15 protein-coding genes and 4 pseudogenes are annotated in these 19,705 nt (G+C 60.7%); 16 read left to right on the forward strand and 3 right to left on the reverse strand.

Annotated elements, in window-relative coordinates:
* Window positions 1–65 precede the first annotated feature (65 nt).
* From DLM46_RS31145 to DLM46_RS31160, 4 genes are read left to right on the forward strand one after another with little or no spacing between them, the layout of a single operon-like run.
* Window positions 66–1,508, forward strand: coding sequence for an efflux RND transporter periplasmic adaptor subunit (locus DLM46_RS31145; protein ID WP_244306427.1), 1,443 nt, complete (start codon window positions 66–68; stop codon window positions 1,506–1,508).
* A 1-nt stretch (window position 1,509) separates the two neighbouring features.
* Window positions 1,510–2,202: an ABC transporter ATP-binding protein gene (locus DLM46_RS31150; protein ID WP_115107147.1), complete on the forward strand. Its 693-nt coding sequence runs from the start codon at window positions 1,510–1,512 to the stop codon at window positions 2,200–2,202.
* Between the two features lie 21 nt (window positions 2,203–2,223).
* Window positions 2,224–3,378: an ABC transporter permease gene (locus DLM46_RS31155; RefSeq protein WP_115107149.1), complete on the forward strand. Its 1,155-nt coding sequence runs from the start codon at window positions 2,224–2,226 to the stop codon at window positions 3,376–3,378.
* Window positions 3,379–3,386: 8 nt separating this feature from the next.
* Window positions 3,387–4,553, forward strand: coding sequence for an ABC transporter permease (locus DLM46_RS31160; protein ID WP_115107151.1), 1,167 nt, complete (start codon window positions 3,387–3,389; stop codon window positions 4,551–4,553).
* A gap of 40 nt (window positions 4,554–4,593) precedes the next feature.
* Here the strand turns inward: DLM46_RS31160 and DLM46_RS31165 are convergent, their stop codons facing one another.
* The gene (locus DLM46_RS31165) at window positions 4,594–6,582 is read right to left on the reverse strand and encodes a thioredoxin domain-containing protein (protein WP_115107154.1); all 1,989 of its coding nucleotides are present in this window, start codon (window positions 6,580–6,582) and stop codon (window positions 4,594–4,596) included.
* Between the two features lie 1,227 nt (window positions 6,583–7,809).
* On the opposite strand from DLM46_RS31165, the pseudogene DLM46_RS31170 reads away from it, so the two are divergent.
* A pseudogene (locus DLM46_RS31170) lies at window positions 7,810–8,217 on the forward strand (FadR/GntR family transcriptional regulator); the annotation flags it as partial.
* Window positions 8,218–8,252: 35 nt separating this feature from the next.
* Here the strand turns inward: DLM46_RS31170 and DLM46_RS31175 are convergent.
* Window positions 8,253–9,995, reverse strand: a complete 1,743-nt coding sequence (locus tag DLM46_RS31175; RefSeq protein ID WP_115107156.1) for an IlvD/Edd family dehydratase — start codon at window positions 9,993–9,995, stop codon at window positions 8,253–8,255.
* A gap of 382 nt (window positions 9,996–10,377) precedes the next feature.
* On the opposite strand from DLM46_RS31175, the gene DLM46_RS31180 reads away from it, so the two are divergent.
* The 5 genes and pseudogenes from DLM46_RS31180 (at window position 10,378) to DLM46_RS31200 (ending at window position 14,604) form a co-directional block, all read left to right on the forward strand.
* Window positions 10,378–11,457: a sugar ABC transporter substrate-binding protein gene (locus DLM46_RS31180; protein WP_115107158.1), complete on the forward strand. Its 1,080-nt coding sequence runs from the start codon at window positions 10,378–10,380 to the stop codon at window positions 11,455–11,457.
* Window positions 11,454–12,455: an ABC transporter permease gene (locus DLM46_RS31185; RefSeq protein ID WP_115107161.1), complete on the forward strand. Its 1,002-nt coding sequence runs from the start codon at window positions 11,454–11,456 to the stop codon at window positions 12,453–12,455. Before DLM46_RS31180 ends, DLM46_RS31185 begins: the two co-directional genes overlap by 4 nt.
* Entirely contained in the window at window positions 12,455–13,225 is a 771-nt protein-coding gene (locus tag DLM46_RS31190; RefSeq protein ID WP_115107163.1) for an ATP-binding cassette domain-containing protein, read from the forward strand. Before DLM46_RS31185 ends, DLM46_RS31190 begins: the two co-directional genes overlap by 1 nt.
* A 450-nt stretch (window positions 13,226–13,675) precedes the next feature.
* Window positions 13,676–13,825 (forward strand): annotated as a pseudogene (locus DLM46_RS40635) (IS6 family transposase); the annotation flags it as partial.
* A gap of 56 nt (window positions 13,826–13,881) precedes the next feature.
* The gene (locus DLM46_RS31200) at window positions 13,882–14,604 is read left to right on the forward strand and encodes an IS6 family transposase (protein ID WP_208866357.1); all 723 of its coding nucleotides are present in this window, start codon (window positions 13,882–13,884) and stop codon (window positions 14,602–14,604) included.
* Between the two features lie 210 nt (window positions 14,605–14,814).
* Here the strand turns inward: DLM46_RS31200 and DLM46_RS31205 are convergent, their stop codons facing one another.
* Window positions 14,815–15,150, reverse strand: a complete 336-nt coding sequence (locus DLM46_RS31205) for a DUF4148 domain-containing protein (RefSeq protein WP_115107166.1) — start codon at window positions 15,148–15,150, stop codon at window positions 14,815–14,817.
* A gap of 317 nt (window positions 15,151–15,467) precedes the next feature.
* On the opposite strand from DLM46_RS31205, the gene DLM46_RS31210 reads away from it, so the two are divergent.
* The 6 genes and pseudogenes from DLM46_RS31210 to DLM46_RS41355 all read left to right on the forward strand — a co-directional run.
* Window positions 15,468–15,743 (forward strand): CopG family ribbon-helix-helix protein, encoded by a 276-nt coding sequence (locus tag DLM46_RS31210; RefSeq protein WP_115107168.1) that lies wholly within the window; start codon window positions 15,468–15,470, stop codon window positions 15,741–15,743.
* On the forward strand, window positions 15,740–16,063 hold the full coding sequence (locus DLM46_RS31215) for a type II toxin-antitoxin system RelE/ParE family toxin (protein ID WP_115107171.1): 324 nt from the start codon (window positions 15,740–15,742) through the stop codon (window positions 16,061–16,063). Before DLM46_RS31210 ends, DLM46_RS31215 begins: the two co-directional genes overlap by 4 nt.
* A 1,134-nt stretch (window positions 16,064–17,197) precedes the next feature.
* Window positions 17,198–17,383 (forward strand): annotated as a pseudogene (locus DLM46_RS40640) (FMN-binding negative transcriptional regulator); the annotation flags it as partial.
* Window positions 17,384–17,746: 363 nt separating this feature from the next.
* Entirely contained in the window at window positions 17,747–18,724 is a 978-nt protein-coding gene (locus DLM46_RS31225) for an IS110 family RNA-guided transposase (protein ID WP_115107326.1), read from the forward strand.
* A 43-nt stretch (window positions 18,725–18,767) separates the two neighbouring features.
* Entirely contained in the window at window positions 18,768–19,082 is a 315-nt protein-coding gene (locus tag DLM46_RS41350) for a transposase (protein ID WP_165848086.1), read from the forward strand.
* A pseudogene (locus DLM46_RS41355) lies at window positions 19,079–19,705 on the forward strand (IS3 family transposase); the annotation flags it as partial. The gene DLM46_RS41350 and the pseudogene DLM46_RS41355, both read left to right, overlap by 4 nt.

Genomic DNA, 19,705 nt, shown 5'->3' on the forward strand with positions numbered 1-19,705 from the left:
ATACCGCCATTGAAGCAGGAAACGGCTACCAGCGAGCGTAACTCCAGGAGCGATTCATATCTCGAATGTGCGCCGCTTCGAGCGGCGACGACGAGTTTGCCCGCATTGCAATCGGCGAGTCGCTTGAGCAGGTCCGGGCCGAACGCCACGGCGGCGCCACCGTGGCGTTCGGCCCGGACTGGGCACGGCGCTATACTGTGGGCCCGTTCACCGCTCCACAAGCCGGCGTGGCGATACGTCGAAGCGGCGTTCCTGTACGGCGCTCGACGAACGTGACCGCTTGCCGGTGCAAGGCCCGAAAATTGGCTGATCACGATCTGGAAAGGCTGAGAATCGACCGGCCGTCGGCCGGCACTGTCCCGCGGCGGCGCAGCTGGATCCGTTACGCGGTCATCGCGCTGCTCATCGCAGCGGTGCTCGGCGTTGCCGTCAGGCTGGCCGGTCCGCCGGCGGTCGAAACGGCGACCGTGACATCCGCTTACCCGTCGCAGAGCTACACGCTGCTCAATGCCACGGGTTACGTCGTGCCGCAGCGCAAGGCCGCGGTTGCATCGAAGGGGCAGGGCCGTCTCGAGTGGCTCGGGGTACTGGAGGGCACCCACGTGAAAAAAGGCGAGGTGATTGCCCGGCTCGAAAGCGCGGATGTCGAGGCAGCGCTGGCCCAGGCGTTGGCGCAAGTGAAAGTGGCGCAGGCGAGTCTTGAACTGCAAGTTGCCGAGCAAAAGAACGCCGAAGCCAATCTTCGCCGCTCCGCAATACTGGCGCCCAAGGGTGCTATACCGGCAACAGAATACGATGCCGATCTTGCCCGCTACGACAAGGCCAAGGCGTCGATCAACAACAGCAGGGCCACCATCCTGTCGGCGCAGGCCAACGCCCGTGCCGCTCAAGTCGCTGTCGATCAGACGGTGATTCGTGCGCCATTCGATGGCGTGGTGATCGAAAAGCATGCGAACGTGGGCGACAACATCACCCCCTTTTCGCAGGCATCCGACAGCAAGGGTGCGGTCGTGACGATCGCCGACATGGAAACGCTCGAAGTCGAAGCGGACGTGGCGGAGTCCAACATAGCCAGAATTAATGTGGATCAGTCGTGCGAGATCCAGCTCGACGCGCTGCCCTATCTGAGACTGGCAGGCCGGGTCTCGCGCATCGTGCCGACGGTGGACCGCTCGAAAGCGACCGTGCTGGTCAAGGTGCGTTTCGTGGATCGCGATGCGCGTGTGCTTCCGGACATGAGCGCAAAGATTGCGTTCCTCTCCAGACCGGTTCCGCCGCAAGAAAAGCAGCCCGTTGTCGCGGTGCAGCCCGCCGCGATCGTCGAGCACGAAGGCAAGAAAGTGGTCTACGTGGTCAAGGACGCCACAGTGCGGGAGGTCGCTGTCACGACGGGCGCCAGGATCGGCGAGCTCGTCGCGGTCAATGGCGTGAACCCGGGCGACACGCTCGTACTGGCTCCGAACGAGAAGATCAGGGACGGCGCCAAAGTGACTGTGGCGAAGAAATAGCGTGAGTACCGCACCGCTCGTCGAAATTTGCCACGTCGCGAAATCCTACCGACGCGGAGTCCAGACCGTGCCAGTCCTGGCCAACATCTCGCTAGGAATCGGAGAGGGCGACTTCGTCGCACTGATGGGCCCGTCGGGATCGGGCAAGAGCACGCTGCTCAATCTGATTGCCGGCATCGACAGGCCGGATAGCGGCGAGCTGCGGGTCGGAGGGCTCGACATCACGCGACTTCCGGAAGCGGCGCTGGCCGAATGGCGCGCGGCCAACGTCGGCTTCATTTTTCAGTTCTACAACCTGATGCCCGTGCTCACCGCTTTCGAGAACATCGAGCTGCCGCTGATGTTGACTCATTTGACCCGGAGAGAGCGGCGTGAGCGCGTTGGGCTGGTGCTCGACATGGTGAACCTGACCGACCGCATGCACCATTATCCTTCCGAGCTGTCCGGCGGCCAGCAGCAGCGCGTCGCCATCGCTCGCGCGCTCATCACCGATCCGACACTGATCGTGGCAGACGAGCCGACCGGCGACCTGGACCGTGCGTCAGCGGAGGAAATTCTTTCCATGATGCAACGGCTCAACAGAGAGCTCGGCAAAACCATCATCATGGTGACCCACGACGCTCACGCTGCCGGCGCGGCGAAGGCGCTCGTGCATCTGGAGAAGGGGGAGCTGAGCGATGGAAAGATCCGTTGAACCGGGTTGTGGTGCTGCGCCATGTACCTGCTGAAGCTGATCGCGAGAAACGCGCTGCGACACAAGCTGCGCACCATTCTGACCGTGGTGGGGCTGACCATCGCGGTGCTAGCCTACGGGTTGCTGCACACGGTGGTGGACGCCTGGTATGCGGGGGCCGCCGCAGCCTCGAATGCACGGCTCGTGACACGCAACGCCATCTCGCTCGTCTTCCCCTTGCCTCTAAGCTATGAAAACCGTATCCGGGGCGTCGACGGGGTGACACTGGTGGCTCGTTCCAACTGGTTCGGGGGCATCTATCGCGAGCCCAGGAACTTCTTTGCGCAGTTCGCGGTATCGGACAACTATCTCGACCTGTACCCGGAGTTCGTACTGCCGGCGCAACAGCGCTCCGATTACCAGCGTGATCGCAAGGGGTGCCTCGTGGGACGGCAACTCGCGAGCCAGTTCGGATTCAAGTTGGGCGATGTGATTCCGATTAAAGGCACGATTTACCCCGGCACCTGGGAATTCGTCGTTCGCGGCATTCTGGACGGACGGGACGAAACGACGATCACGCGTCAGTTGCTGTTCCACTGGGAATACCTGAACGAAACCGTGCGCAAGACGACGCCCAGGCAAGCGGATCAAGTCGGTGTCTACGTTCTGGGCATCTCGAACCCGGATGATGCCGCCGCGATTTCGCGCAGTGTGGATAGCGTCTTCAAGAACTCGCTGGCTGAGACCCTCACCGAAACCGAGCAGGCGTTTCAGCTTGGCTTCGTTGCCATGTCGAATCAGATCATTGCGGCGATTCGCGTCGTGTCGTATGTGGTGATCGTGATCATCATGGCAGTGATGGCCAATGCAATGGCCATGAGTGCGCGCGAGCGTACGGTCGAGTACGCAACGCTCAAGGCGCTCGGCTTCGGGCCCACGTTTCTGGCGTTGCTGGTTTTCGGGGAGTCGATCGCGATCTGCGCGATCGGCGGCAGCCTCGGCATTCTCGCCACGCCGCCGGCGGCGAGCCTGTTCAAGCAAGCTACGGGCGGCGTGTTCCCCGTTTTTAATGTATCCATCGAAACGATCGAGCTGCAGGCAGCATGCGCGCTCGCCGTCGGATTCGCCGCCGCCATCGTACCGGCGTTGCACGCGGCGCGGGTTCGTATTGTCGAAGGCCTGCGGGCAATCGGTTAGAGGTTCTTGTGGCGATTCCGCTTGCTTACATCGCGCGCAACCTGTGGACACGCCGGCTGACCACGATGCTCACAGCCGGGGGGCTGGCGCTGGTTGTGTTCGTGTTCGCCACGGTGCTGATGCTCGACGCGGGCCTCAAGAAGACACTCGTGTCCACCGGCGAACGCGACAACGTGGTGGTGATCCGCAAGGGTGCGGAAACCGAGGTGCAGAGCGCGATCGACCGCAACCAGGCAAGCATCATGGAAATGCATCCGTCGGTGGCCATCGGCGAGGACGGGCGGCCACTGGCGTCGAAAGAAGCCGTGGTGCTCATCTCGCTCGTGAAGAGCGGCTCGAACAAACCGTCGAACGTGGTCATTCGCGGGGTCTCGCCGACGGGCCCGGGCTTGCGTCCACAGGTGAAGCTGGTGGCGGGACGCATGTTCAAAGCCGGGTCGTCCGAGATCATTGTCGGGAGCAGCGTTGCGAAGGGCTTCAGCGGGACGCAGATCGGCGAGCATTTGCGTTTTGCCCAGCGTGACTGGACCGTTGTCGGAACCTTTGACGCAGGCGGCAGCGGCTTCGACTCGGAAATCTGGGGCGATGTGGACCAGCTCATGCAGTCGTTTCGCCGCACCAGTTACTCGTCGATGGTGGTGCGCCTCGCGCAGACACATCTCTTCGACCGTTTCAAGACAGACATCGATGTCGACCCACGGCTTGCCGACGAAGCGAAACGTGAGCAGGCGTTCTATAGCGATCAATCGAAGGCGCTATCGACGTTCATCAACATTCTGGGCTTTACGCTATCGATGATTTTTTCGATCGCTGCGATGATCGGCGCGATGATCACGATGTATGCGTCGGTGGCCAACCGGGTTGCGGAAATCGGCACCTTGCGCGCACTGGGTTTCAAACGCGTCAACGTGCTCGCCGCGTTTCTCGTCGAGGCCATGCTGCTCGGCCTCGTGGGGGGGACGGCCGGGCTTGGCTGCGCGGCGTTGATGCAGTTCGCCTCATTTTCCACCACCAACTTCCAGACCTTTGCCGACCTTTCGTTCCGCTTCATTCTCACCTCGGCAATCGTGGTGAAAACGCTTGCGTTCTCGGTAGCAATGGGTCTCATCGGCGGGTTCCTTCCTGCCATGCGTGCAGCGCGCATGAACATCGTCGATGCGCTGCGTGCACGCTGAAGGCGGGCGCCCCCTGCAACCGGCTCGTGCAGGGCTGCCGTCAGGATGTACAAAGCTCGAGGAGCGCCTTGCCGTCGGTCACCGGTGCGGCGCACGTGCGGTTTCGGCACACGTAGGCCGTTGGGCGGCCCTTGACCGGGTGGCGCTCCCGGCCAATCGGCACGTCTTCGGCAAAGGCCAGCACGCGCGCGGGGAGGTATGCGCGGTGTACGCTTGTTACCAGTGCGGCGGCGCCCGATTTGTCGCCCGCAAAGATGATCTCGACTGGGCTGCGTCGCGCGAAGTTCAGGGCGGCAAGGAAGTGCGCGAAACCGGCTGGCGCCTTGGCGGCAGCGGCCTCGTATCGCCGCAATTCGTGCTCGGCGCGGTCACGATAGAGATCGTGGCCGGTAAGCTCATGCAGGCGCAAGAACGCAAATACACTCGTTGAGATGCCCGACGGCCATGCATTGTCGTACGGCGCGCGCGGCCTGTGGACCAATGGCTCGCTGTCACACGGTGTGAAATACAGCCCGTCCTCCCAGAACTTGTCGAGGATGAGTGCAGCGAGTTCGACGGCCCGATCGAGGTAGCGCTTGTCGAAGCATGACTCGTACAGGTCGAGCAGCGCATTGGACAGGAAGGCGTAGTCTTCGAGAAACCCCGGCACCTTGGCTCTCCCGTCGTTCCAGGCACGGTACACGCCGCCGTCGGGCAGGGTCAGCTCGCTCTGGATGAAACTAGCGGCACGCTGTGCTGCGCTGAGATACTCCAGGCAGCCCGTTGCCTGGAAAGCGGCACAGAGCCCTTCGATCATCAGGCCGTTCCAGCCGGTGAGAATGTTGTCGTCGCGCGCCGGGCGCACGCGTCGGCCGCGCGCCGCCAGCAACCGCTCGCGCCAGCCCGCCAGACACGCTGCTTGCAGCGCATCCAGCTCGACCGCACGCTGGAGCACCGTAGCACCGTGCTCGAAGTTGCCGTGTTCTGTCACACCGTAGGCCTGGCACGCCATTGCACCGTCGGAATCACCAAGAACTGCTTCGATCCCGGCGACTGTCCAGACATAGAATTTGCCTTCCTGTCCTTCGCTGTCGGCATCTTCGCCGGCGTAAAAGCCGCCACCGGGGTGCGTCATGTCGCGCAAGACGTAGCCGATGGTTTCCTCCACGACGCGGCGCCAGGCCTCTTTGCCGGTCAGCCGGTAGGCGTCCGCGTACAGCTTCACGAGCTGGCCGTTGTCATAGAGCATTTTCTCGAAGTGCGGCACGGCCCAACGCGCGTCGACACTGTAGCGGGCGAATCCGCCGCCGAGCTGGTCATAAATGCCGCCAGCCGCCATGTGGTCGAGCGTGCGTTCCACTGCGTCAAGCAGCGTGGGCTCGCCCCTTCGATGATAGACGCGCAGCATGAGGTCATAACAGCTCGGGTTGGGAAACTTGGGGGCGCCGCCCAGTCCGCCATGAACCGGGTCAGTGTTCCGTGCGAGGGCGCGGGCTGCCTCTGCTGGCAGATCCCCGATACCGGTGGCTTCGCCGTCCAGATTCGCTTGATCGAGCTGTCGGAACCCCTCCCGAAACTGCGCAATAGTGTCGCGCAGCTCCTCTCGCCGATGCCGCCAGGCTTCGCTCAGACTCATCAGCACGCGCACGAGCCCGGGGCGGCCATAGCGGTCGTCCGGCGGGAAGTAGGTGCCGCCGAAAAACGGCTCTCCCTGCGGCGTGAGGAACACGGTCAGCGGCCATCCGCCTCCTTGTCCCATCATCTGGCTGACTTGCTGGTAGATGTCGTCGATGTCGGGACGCTCCTGCCGATCGACCTTGATGCTGATGTAGCGCTCGTTCATCAGGCTGGCGATACGCGGATTCTCGAAGGATTCGTGCGCCATCACGTGACACCAGTGGCACGCGGCGTAGCCCACGGAGAGCAGGATCGGCTTGTCTTCGTCGCGGGCGCGGCGAAATGCCTCTTCGCTCCATGGATACCAGTCCACCGGATTCTCGGCGTGTTGCCGGAGGTAAGAGGAGGTTTCGGTGGCGAGCAGGTTTGTCATGGCAGTCTCCAGCCGGGTTTACGCGCCGGTCGGCATGACAAATGTCGCGCAGAGCCGTGCGCTGTGCAAGTGCGCGGCTGGCGAGTTTCTGGCCGACACTGCCGTGCGCGCACGGGACCGGGGCGCACGCTCATGACGGCAGCATGAGCGTGCCGTGCAGGCACACGCCCCCCGGCCTCGATCACCGTTCGCCTCGTGCTATAGGGGGATTGCCTGGGCGCCGAGAGGAGGCGGCGCCCTCTGTAGGGTCGAGTCGCGATGAACATCGGGTACGCCCCAATCCCGCGGGATTGCCTGCGGGGCCGCATTGCGCAGGCGAATCGCGGCATGGCAGCCGTACCCGGCCGCAGACGTGCGAAGTTCAGGCGACTGCGACTATTGCTCGGCGGGATCTGGATCGCCTTTACCACCACCACCGTCACCACCCTCAACGGGAGGATCAGTTACATCAGTTAATTCAGACGGGGGAGGTGCAGCTACAACTGCAACGGGTTCCTAACCCGGCTCCGGCATGGGGTCGCCAGATAACGATGGCTCGAGTCCCGGGGTTGCGGGGTCGACTATCGTGCCGATCGGGTCGATTATCGGATCGGGCACAGGCGGGTCATCCCCCGGGTTCACGGGGTCGATTGTTGGAAGTGGGCCAGCAGACAAACCATCTTCGTCATTCGTAGTCGTGTCAAACCTCCCAAGGTTTACGTTCGATATCCGTAAGCACCCCCGGAGATTCTTTCCAAAATGCAATGCGCGTCGCCGACGTCGGTCCGAGCCATCGCCGGCATTCCTGCACAGCGTGAGCGAGCAAGCAGTTTCACACAGTTCGTTGGATAAAAACCGCGAGGCCTTCGCCTACTCGATGCCGGTGTGTTGCCTAACGAGCGAACAGGATTTGGCCCCTTGGGTCGAGAACGGACAGTCGCAACAGGCCGGGTACGTTTAGGGTTGTTCGATGCCTGCCGTTGTCTGCTGCCGCGTGAGGGCACGACGACGCATGCGGGCAGGTGTTGGACAAGCCTAAACGAGTGGAGGCATACGACTTTCTCGAAAGCGGCCGTTCGCGACGACGCTCAGTCACCTCTCTATGGCGCTGCTCGTGAAGGCACCAATCGCTTTTCCAAATTGTCTATCCGGTGGGTAAGCGCATCGTTTCGCTCGGCCAGTGCCGCGACATCAGATTTCAGCGCTTTAATCTGATCAGGGGCCGTTGCGTTAGCCCTATCGACCCCCGTGCGCCGCATTATCGAACCCACGGCGGCTGCGCTCGCCGCCACTGCGGCAACAAGCGATGATCTTGCGCGCATTGCATCGGCTTATGACCAGATGGAACGTGCGGAGACCGCAAGCGCGCTTCTGGATCCCGACCTGGAGTTTCACCGGGCAATCATGGCGGCCACACACAACGATCTGCTGGCCTATATTGGCAACATGCTGTCCCTTGCCCTGTCGGAATCGATCAAACTGACGAGCCGTCACCCTGACACGCATGCGCTTTCGTTGCCGCGTCACAAGGCGATTCTCACTGCGATCCAGAGCCGTGACCCACTGGGCGCGCGACATGCAAGTCTGGTCCAGCTCGACAATGCGCGCGCGGACGCCGAGAGCGTTCTGGAAACCGGCAGCCAGTATCCGGCGTAACCCTCACCCGAACGCTGCGGCAGAGCCTGCGCCTCTCAATGCGAATGGCGCGGCACTTCCGCGCCCCGGCAGCCCACCAGAAAATCGAAGTCACATCCCTGATCGGCCTGCAATACGTGCTCAACGTACAGATGCCGGTAGCCGCTCGCGTCCGCGGGATCGTCTTGTCGAGCTTTAGTCCACGCGGAGAGCCGTGCGGCGAGTTCGTCATCGCTTACGTCGAGATACAGGCGTCCGGCATCGCAGTCCATTTCAATCCAGTCGCCGTCCTGCACCACCGCGAGCGGGCCGCCCGCGCGAGCCTCGGGTGCTACGTGAAGCACCACCGTCCCGTACGCGGTGCCGCTCATCCGCGCGTCGGATAGTCGCACCATGTCCGTCACGCCTTGGGCCAACAGTCTTGGCGGCAGGCCCATGTTTCCGACTTCGGCCATGCCGGGATAGCCCTTCGGGCCACAGTTCTTCAACACCAGCACCGAATCGGCGGTCACGTCCAGGTCGGGCGAACCGATGCGTGCCTTGTAGTCTTCGAAGCTTTCGAACACCACCGCCTGTCCACGATGCCTGAGGAGCGCGACTGTGGACGCAGAAGGTTTGAGCACCGCCCCATTGGGCGCAAGGTTGCCGCGCAGTACGTATAAGCCGCCATCGGGGAAAATCGGCTTGTCGAGCGTGCGGATGACTTCGTCGTTGTAGAGCGGGGCATCCTTGCAGTTGTCCCACAGAGACTGACCATTTGCGGTCAACGCACCCGGATGCGGCAGCAGACCGCCTTCGCCGAGTCGGCGCAATACCGCAGGCAGGCCACCTGCGTAATAGAACTCCTCCATCAGGTAGCGGCCCGACGGCTGCAGGTCGACGACCGTCGGCGTACCGCGTCCGATCCGCGTCCAGTCGTCGAGTTCAAGGCTCACGCCGATGCGTCCCGCAATCGCCTTGAGATGAATCGCCGCATTCGTCGAGCCGCCAATCGCGGCATTGACGCGAATCGCATTTTCGAATGCTTCGCGCGTGAGCAGTTTCGACAGACGCAGATCCTCAAGCGCCATCTGCACGATACGCATGCCCGACATATGCGCCAGCACGTAGCGGCGCGCGTCTACCGCGGGAATCGCCGCGTTGTGAGGGAGCGTGACGCCAAGCGCTTCCGCCATGCAGGCCATCGTCGAGGCGGTGCCCATCGTATTGCAGGTGCCTGCCGAGCGCGACATACCGGCTTCAGCAGACATGAAGTCGTGCAGCGAGATTTTGCCCGCCTTCACCTGCTCGCTCAATTGCCAGACGATTGTGCCTGAACCGATATCGCGGCCTTGATGCTTGCCGTTGAGCATCGGGCCGCCGGTGACGAGGATCGCCGGCACATCGCAGCTTGCCGCGCCCATCAGAAGCGCGGGGGTCGTCTTGTCGCAACCGGCCAGCAGTACGACAGCGTCGATCGGATTGCCGCGAATCGACTCCTCGACGTCCATGCTCGCGAGATTGCGTGTCAGCATCGCCGTGGGACGCAGGTTCGACTCGCCATTGGAAAACACCGGGAATTCCACCGGAAAGCCGCCTGCTTCCAGCACGCCGCGCTTCACGTGTTCGGCAAGCTTTCGAAAATGCGCATTGCACGGCGTCAGTTCGGACCACGTGTTGCAGATCCCAATAATTGGTTTGCCGTGAAATTCGTGATCGGGAATGCCCTGGTTTTTCATCCAGCTTCGGTACATGAAACCGTTCTTGTCGGCTGAGCCGAACCATTGGGCAGAGCGTAGCGGGCGCTTTCCGTTCGTCATGTCCCTCTCCTTCCAGATGCTAACTCGATAGTAATACTATTAAAGCGGCACATAGTGCGGATCATGTCGACAACACATCACTCGCGGCCGATGAGTCAGACCTGTCCCGTCATCGTGTTGCGCTGCACTGCTGGATGCGAATACAGAAGGCTGCGCTGCATCGCAAAAAATTAATTAGTCGGACTAGTTAAGGGTATACATTGATTAGTAGGTAAAAGGGCGTGATATAGCATTTTCTGGAGGGTAGTCGTGCGCACGCGCGTGCACGAGGGTTTCATCAAAGGAGTGATGCCCAGCTCCGGTGCTTTTCTTGCCGGGGCTTTTCCTGCTTGCGCCGTCATGGGCAGTGAAGTGTTCAACAACTAAGAGACGGGAGATTGAGATGGCGCAAGCGAAGGAAGACAAGGACAAAGTGCAAGGCATGCGTCGGGGATTGCTGCAGGGCGCGGGCCTGTCTGCAGCACTGGCGCTATTGGGTGGCATGATCACCCCGGCCCAGGCGGCGGAAGCCGGTTCGTTCCCGGCGCACAAGCGATGGAAGATCGTATTCGTCAACCACGTCACGACGAATCCGTTCTTCGTTCCGACGCAATACGGCATTCAGGACGCGACCGCCATGCTGGGGATGGACTATCAATGGACCGGCTCGGCCAATGCCGACATCGGCGAAATGGTGAACGCGGTCAACGCGGCGATTGCCGGGAAAGCTGACGCAATCGCCGTACCGATCGTTGACCCCAAGGCGTTCGACAAGCCCATCCAGGCCGCGCTCGACGCCGGCATTCCGGTGTTCGCCTATAACGCGGATGCGCCCTCGGGTTCGACGAATCCGCGCCTTGCCTATATCGGCCAGGATCTTTATCTGTCTGGCTACCAGATGGGCGAGCGAATCGCAAACCTCATCGATAGCGGCCTCGTCGGGCTCTTTATCGCAACGCCAGGCCAGCTCAACATTCAGCCTCGGCTTGACGGTGCGGTGGCTGCAATCAAGAAATCGGGCAAAAAGATCGACGTGCAGACCATCGCAACCGGTGCGACCGTCAACGAAGAACTATCGAAGATCAAGTCCTTCTTTCTCGGCCACCAGGATCTCAAAGGCATGTTTGCGGTGGACGCGGGCAGCACCCAGGGCGTTGCCGAAGTGATGAAAGAATCCAATCTGCCGTCTAAAGGCGTCCACGGCGGCGGCTTTGATCTGTTGCCACGCACGGTCGATCTGATCCACGAAGGCTTCCTCGACTTCACGATCGACCAGCAGCCTTACGTGCAGGGTTTTTATACGGTGGTCGAGGCGTTCATCTTTCTCGCCTCCGGTGGGCTCGTCGGGCCGGCCAATGTCAACACGGGCCTGAAGTTCGTCACCAAGGGCACAGTCGATCCGTACCTCAGCACTTCGACGCGCTATGAAGGCAAGAGCACGAAAGCCCAGATCGTGCCACGCACAGGTGCGATCAAAGGGTGACGTCTTCCGTGACGGACGCTCAGAAACCCGCTAGACCTCCGAGGCGCTGGTCAAGCGCGCTCGGGCGCTCCAGCGAGATTCGGATCTTTGCGGTCGCGCTGATCCTCAGCATCTACTTCGAGACAGTCAACCATGACTTCCTGCTGACCGGCGCGAGTCTTCAGAATCTTTCGCAGTTCATCGCCCCGGTGGCGATCATTGCATTTGGCGAAATCATGCTGATGATCGGTGGGGAGATCGATCTCTCCGCCGGGATGGTCTTTGCGTTTGCACCTTTCATCATGCATTTTGCCCTCGAGGCAGGCTTGCCGGCATGGCTTGCGATGCTCACCGGCGTCATTGCAGCAGGCCTCGTCGGGCTGATCAACGGCGCGGTGACGGTGTACCTGCGCATCCCATCCTTCGTGACGACTCTCGGTACGTTGTTCTTCGTGAACGGTCTCACGCTGACAATCTCACGGGGTACACCAGTTTCGCCACCGGAGAATTCAGCGTTTGCGGCGTTCATGGGGGAATGGGGTTACAGCGAGATCATCTGGACGCTTGCCATTGCCGCAGTCATGCACGTCTTGCTTCGTCATACACGCTGGGGTTTGCATACGATCGCGTCGGGAGCGAATTCGCTGGGCGCGAGCGAAGCGGGGATACAGGTCAGGCGCCTGAAGCTCGGCAACTTCATTCTCGCCGCGCTGCTTGCCGGTTTTACCGGGATTCTGGAGGGTTTTCGTATCACGTCGATCGATCCGCAAGCGGGCGGTAACCAGATCATGTTTCTTGCAGTTGCCGCAGCCGTGATTGGCGGCACGCCCCTCGCCGGTGGATCGGGCACGATCATTGGTGGGCTAATCGGTGCGACGGTGCTCGGCATCCTCAACGACGGCTTCACGCTGATCGGCATCAACGCCTTCACCTTCAACATGATTCTCGGCGCGGCGATCCTCGGAGCCATGATCTTCAACATCCACGTGCTTCGTCTCGCGCGCAAGGGGGAGTTGTGATGTCCGAGGTGCTGGAGGCGCTGCGTGGCGAAGATATTGTCAAGCGTTTCGGCGCGGTCACCGCGCTCGATGGCGTGACGCTGAGGCTAAGACAGGGCGAGATCCTTGGCGTCCTTGGCGACAATGGCGCAGGCAAATCGACGTTGATCAAGATTCTGACTGGCTTTCATCAGCAGACAAGCGGCAAGCTTTTTGTAGGCGGCGAGGAAACTATGCTTCGCTCCGTTGATCACGCCCGTTCACTCGGCATTGAATGCGTCTACCAGGATCTGGCGCTTGCCAATTCGCTGAGCATTTATCACAACATGTTCCTGAACCGGGAAATCATACGTCGAGGGCCGTTTCGCCTGTTGAACAATCGCGCAATGCGTGAGCGCGCCGCAGAGTGTCTTGAAGAAATCGGCGTGCACGTGCCTTCGGTCGACCTGCCGGTCGAGCAGCTTTCCGGCGGGCAGCGACAGGCTATCGCGGTTGCTCGCGCGGTCAATTCGAATGCAAGGATCCTGCTGCTTGACGAACCGCTCGCCGCGATGGGCGCCCGCGAGGCTGGACTGATCATCGACCTGATCCTTCGGCTCAAGAACAAAGGTGGTCGGTCTATCGTGATGATCATGCACAACTACGCGCAGACGCTCGACATCGCGGATCGTGTGATGCTGATGCAGCGCGGACGGGTGACTTACCAGCGGGAGGCAGCCAGCACGTCGGTCGAGGAATTGATGGATATCGTGCGACGCGAATATCGGGCAATGCGGACAACGATGAACTGACATCAGACCGTTACATGTTGAGCATTCGAGTCGGGATTAATCCACCCGCGCTTTCAAAAACGGACGCCTGCGGCACATTGCTGAGGGGCGATAGCGCCGAGAGGAGGATCGGGAGTATTTGTTTCAGCGCGATTGGTTTGTAAGAGTGGTGCGAGTTTGCCGGGACAGGACGTGGCATGACGATGGTTGCTGCCAGAGGGCGCAGGACTCTGAGCGACTCCCGGCCTTAAATCATGGTCGTCGCGCCAGAATGGCTATCGATCGTTCGGTCGCACAGTAGAGGGCGGTGACGGATTCCCGTCGCTATCTTTGTTGATTGACAGCGACATCCAGTAGATGGGCAGACGCTAGAATTTCGTCAAACGCGGGTGGTGTTCCAAATGGCTCTGGCGCAAATGGGATCGGCGAATCGGTTAGAGTTGTGGGGGTGAAACAAACAGATGTTTCGCGATGAGCAAGCTGAAGAGTCTGGAGGAGTTGTTCGGCGGACGCCATTTTGATCGGGAGATCATCGTTCTGTGCGTTCGCTGGTAGCTCCGCTACAAGCTCAGCCTGCGCGATCTGGTCGAGATGATGGCCGAACGGGGTTTGTCGCTGGCGGTTTTGTCGCATTAACGCGGACAAGTAAAATTCGTCGACCGCAACACATGACAAGCATGATGGCAAAGACGAAGTCGCCGCGCAAGACGCTGCCCGCTGGCATTGGCACGGTGCTGAAGCGGCTGCACTACCCGCTGGACGTGATCCTGCTGTGCGTCCGGTGGTACGTGGCGTACTCACTGAGCCTACGTAACCTCGAGGAAATGATGGCCGGGCGGGGTATCGAGGTGGATCATTCGAGCGTGCACCGGTGGGTTATCAAGCTGCTGCCGGCGTTTGAACAAGCATTCCGCAAACGCAAACGGCCTGTCGGCAAGAGCTGGCGCGTCGATGAGACCTACGTCAAGGTCAAAGGCCAATGGAAATACTTGTACCGTGCCGTCGACAAGGCGGGCAACACGGTGCATTTCCTGCTGCGCGCCCATCGTGATAAGGCCGCTGCTCGCCGCTACTTCGAGAAGGCGATTGAACAGAACGGCGAGCCCGAGACAATTACCGTGGACAGGAGCGGCGCGAATCTGGCTGCACTTGAAGCGCTCAATGTCGAGCGTTTAATGCCGATCAAGGTCCGGCAAAACAAATACCTGAACAACGCCGTCGAGCAGGATCACCGTGCCATCAAGCGCATCATCAAACCGATGATGGGGCTCAAGGATTTCCGCTGCGCGCGCATCATCCTGTCTGGCATAGAGATCGCGCACATGATCCGCAAGGGACAGATGTGTGACGATGGCGTCGCCTCGACTGCAGCCGAACAATTCTATTCTCTCGCGATGTAAGCAATACTCTTCATCTCAGGCGCCTGATCGTCGCATCGTCCTTAACGCGACACAACCAGTTCGAGCGCCCGACTCAGACGCCAGTGGCGCCTTTACGGCGAAAATCTACTGGCGCCAATACGCCGGAAGACTTGTGGCGCCTAAACGCCGAAAAGTCCTCGGCGCCTTTATGCCGAAAACGGTTTGGCTCCTTTCCTTAACGGCGAAAGTTCACACCCGGGACGCTGTGCGGCGCGCACCGTACCCCAATCCCGTGCATCTGCTCACTGCCCGCCGTAGAGCGCGTTCAAGCGTGCCGTCCTGCTGGGCGCGCTGCAATTCCTGTTTGACCTCCGCGCGAGTCTTGCCGTGGAAGGCACCGCTCCCGCTACTGCCCACGGACGTACCGCCGACTGCGTCCGACGTCATAGCTGCGTTGCTGTCGGAGGCCGTCGTGGATGTGTCGGCGTTGTCACCCGCATAGGCGAACGTGGTGCACAACGTCAATGCGGCAATAGGGATCAAAGTCAGAGCTTTCATCATATTCTCCAGCATGGTGCATGACATGCCCGACGCCAATCGAGTCACGCAGTTTGCGCCGGGATTTCGTGCCGCTTAGAAAACCATCAAAGGTTCTTGCAATGACTCGGCACGCTCTTGCAATACCCGGGCAGAATTTCCTTCATTCCCGAGTTACCCCTTTTTTTTGTATCGCGATCCAGGCAGGATCCGACCCAGGCATCCAGCCTGGATCTATTTTCATCACCTGAACGGAGCTTTTCCAGCCTCGATCCGGCCACCTCGAGTCCTCGCGCCTTCAGACGATTCGCCAAAGTGTATTGTTTTATAATAGAGGCTGTTGGAAACTCATAATTGGGGTGGCAATGACCGCAACAGCGACAACCCGGACCCTGACTGCGCAGGTACCCGTGGCGTTGGCCGAGGAGGTTGACGCCCTGGCCGAGCAGATCGAACGTCCGAAGCAATGGATCATTAAGAAAGCCTTGATCGCGTACTTGGCGCGTGAAAAGGAAAAGCGACGTCTGATCCAAGAGGGCTTGGACGACGTTGACGCAGGCCGTGTGGTTTCGATGGAGCAAGCCGACGCATGGGCGGATGGCCTCGGGACGCAAAACGAACGGCCGGTGCCGCGCGCATGACCGTGCCGGTTGAACTAACCAGCAAGGCCATGTCCGACTTCGCTCAGATCGCTGACCACGTCAAGCTTTACAACGACGCCGCAGTGGCGCGAAAGGTAGTTAAGGCACTGTTGGCCGAAGCGAAGAAACTGGGCGAGGACCACCACCACCGGCTCGGGGAAGAACTGGACGGGTACGACGGCCCGCCGCCCCGCGAGGTTCACAAGTGGGTGTGCCTGGGCGGGCGATACGAAATCCATCTCGAAATCAAACCCGCCTACGCCGATCTCCCCACCACAATCTTCGTGCTCCGGGTATGGGACACGAGGCAGGACCGCTGACCAACGGGCGGGGCATTAGCCCGCTTGCGCGGTGAGTGACCGGGGCAAGTTGCCTTGCAGCCGCTCATGCCGACGTAGCCACACTTCGCACGCGTTAAGGGAGGACCCGGGCTCGAGACGATGCCACTGAATGGCCTGGGACCCGTAAGATCAGCGCTGGTGAACATGCCGACACTTGTGGCGTAGCGTTCATGAGGGCTCCAAAGAAAACGCCCGCGCTATTCACGCAGGCGTTTCCGTGGCCCCGCTACCGCGCCCCAATGAACGATTTCTCGTCCGCTTCTGCTTCAGGGGCCGGCTTCCGCGCGGCTCCTTTCAGTATAGGACGGGCAGCCGGATAACCAAGTCGGCGAGACTAACGTTCAGATGGGGGTATTCGTACCTTTCGTGCAATTTATGGCGGTTTGATCCTAAAAATCGTTATCGATCAATGACTTGCACATCCTCCGATTGCGCGAACGCCGTGGAGCCGGGTGTGGCCTTGATTTTCGCGCAGGTTTCCCGTTAGGGCGCCCTTGCCTGGCGGCGCATTGCCTTGCGTCCCCAAATATTTTTATATAAAAATCAGCTAGTTGCTGTCTACCTGTGTTGGGTACACATATAGGCGGCGGTGTATGCACTCAAAATGACCGTCGCTATGCGACCCTTCATCGAGCTGGGCGAGCGGTCAGTCTCCGCCAACTTGCCCGTGGCACGTGCAAGTCGCAGGCTTGCCGGGGATTGATGACGGCCGCCGAGTGCCGGGAAGCTTGCGGTGCGCAGGTAAAAGACATCTCCCGGCCCCCTTCGCCTCCATGACGATTAGCGCGACGTGGTGACCTGCAAACTTCTCAAGCATGGAGTCAAAGCCGACATGATCATTCGGAAGAGTCAACGGAGTGGATGTCACACCAACTGCTATGTCCAAAGTGGCTTTCGCCACGTCGATGCCAGCAATGACCAGTGTCGGATTCGGAACTGGCAAGCTCGTCATTACCCCTCCTTGTACATGCGAATTCGGTACAGACAACTGTTCGGGCTTTCGATGAGCAGTTCGGCACTGCGCCTTAATGCTTAGAGACGGGCTTCAAACCCCATGGAAGTTCTGGCTGCACGAGCCTCGCTTAACTTGCATCAACACCGGCCTGTGATCGCATTGCCCAACATCCGTTTGGCACGTTAGTCGCGCATGGGAAAAGCGGACTCGACGCCAACACATTCCTTTCGAACTAGCGATGGGAGAGGGAGGTCAGGGCGTACTGCGCGTGCGTCGCGCGGGCGAGCCACGTATGCCGGGAAGTCGCGAATGGCGACGAGGTGCTTGTGGTCTTTCATGCCGGGCGAAGCCTGCATGTCGCCGAACTGAGGTTGACCCGCTTTCGTGGACACCTTGTATCTTGAAGTGCGGCTTTGAAGCTTCTCTTTATCATTCGTAGTTGGAGGCTGTGGAGCTTGTGGGCGAAGGAGAGCGCGGTGGGCAACGCGCAGCGTTGTCCACGGTAAGCTTTCCGGTGCGCCGCAGGCGCATCGTCCACAAATCCACAGCCTTGGTTTGTGTCGGTTTGGCAAGGCTCGTGCAGCCTGATGACACCTTGGGTTTGCAGCCCGCAGGATAGCGAATGGCGCACGAGCTGAGCCGCTCATCAAAAGCCCGAACAGTTGTTTGAAAAAAATTCGCATGTACAAGGAGGGGTAGTGACGAGCTTGCCAGATCCGAAACCGATCACCGTTGGCATTGACGTTTCCAAGGCTACGCTGGATGTAGCGATTGGCGTCAAGGCAAAGCCGCTGAGTGTCTCCAACACGACGGATGGCTTCGATACTTTGCTTGAGGAGCTGGCGCGCCACCAGGTTGCGCTGATCGTCCTCGAAGCCACAGGTGGGCTGGAAATGGCAGTTGCTTGCGTATTGCAGGCCACCGGATATGCCGTGGCAGTGATCAATCCACGTCAGGCACGAGACTTTGCTCGCGCGATGGGGAAGCTTGCGAAGACTGATCGCATTGATGCGCGCATTCTCGCCCAGCTCGGCGAAGTGATCGAACGTCATCCCGAGCGCGAGAAATTCGTCAAGACCCTGCCGACCGTCGAACAGCAAGCGCTGGCGGCACTCGTTGCGCGGCGTCGGCAGTTGATCACGATGCTCGTCTCCGAGCGCAACCGGCTGGCGCTGGCGCATGCCCAAACCCGCAAAAGCATCGAAACCATTATCCAGACGCTGAAGGATGAAATAGCCCGTATCGATAGGGATATGGGCGGGCATATCCATTCACACTTTGCCGACCTGTCAGCGTTGCTTCGTACCGTTAAAGGCGTGGGCGATGCAACGATCTCAGTTGTGATTGCCGAAGTCCCTGAGCTGGGCAAACTGACGCGGCGGGAAATCAGTTCGCTGATTGGCGTCGCGCCAATCAATCGCGATTCAGGCACGATGCGCGGCAAACGAACGATCTTTGGGGGCCGAGGCAGTGTGCGACGTGTCCTGTACATGGCTGCCTTGGTGGCGGCCCGTCACAACCCGGCGATCATGCTATTTTATCGCCGCCTCGTCGAAGCCGGAAAGCCAAAGAAGGTCGCGCTCGTGGCCTGCATGCGCAAGCTGCTGACCATTCTGAACGCGATGGTCAAAGCCGGCAGGCCGTGGGACGCATCGTTTCATGAGACGGACCTCAGAAATGCTTGACCTCCAAGACAGTTGCTATCCTGTTCAAGAGGAGGTGCCCATCATGGCAAAGCACCGAAACCCATACCCGCCCGAATTCCGCGCGCAGATGGTGGAACTGGTCAAGGCCGGACGCACACCGCAGGAGCTTGCGCGCGAGTTCGAGCCAACGGCGCAGACCATCATCAACTGGGTGGCACAGTCCGATCGTGATGCTGGTGTACGCCAGGACGGACTGACCACGGCCGAGCGGCAGGAGCTCACGCGCCTGCGTCGCAAGGTACGCCAGCTTGAGATGGAGCGCGACATCCTCTCTCACGCGGCCGCCTGGTTCGCCCGCGAGACCGGGGCCGTACCACCGAAGGGTACGGATTCATGAAGGCGAACCGGGCTCGCTGGCCCATTGCCATGATGGCGCGGCTGCTGCAGGTCTCCCCCAGCGGTTACTACACGTGGCTTAGACGCGAGCCATCGAAGCGAACGTCGGCCGATGCGCAACTGCTCGCGCGCATCCGCACGCTCCACGCGAGCTCACGTGGCACCTACGGCGCGCCGCGTATCCATGCGCAGCTCGCGCGTGAGGGCGTGCACGTCGGGCGCAAGCGGGTGGCGCGCCTGATGCGTATGGCCGGCCTGTGTGGGGCCAGCCGACGGCGCTGGAAGGGCACCACGCATCGGCGCGCGGGAGCCCGGCGCGCACCGGATCTGGTGCGCCGGCACTTTAGCGCCGAAGCGGCAAACGTGCTGTGGGTGGCCGATGCCACCTACATCCCGACCGGCGAGGGATTCCTGTACCTGGCGGTGGTGCTGGACGTGTTCAGTCGGCGTATCGTTGGCTGGGCCATGTCCAACCATCTGTACACCGAGCTGATGCTGCGCGCGCTGGACATGGCGCTGCTGCAGCGGCGACCCGACGGCGTGATCCATCACTCCGCCCAGTACACGTCGATTGCCTTCGGGCGGCGCTGCCGTGAGGCGGGCGTGCAGCCCTCAATGGGGACG

It is taken from the genome of Paraburkholderia lacunae (assembly GCF_003353175.1).
In the GTDB taxonomy this organism is placed as follows: domain Bacteria; phylum Pseudomonadota; class Gammaproteobacteria; order Burkholderiales; family Burkholderiaceae; genus Paraburkholderia; species Paraburkholderia lacunae.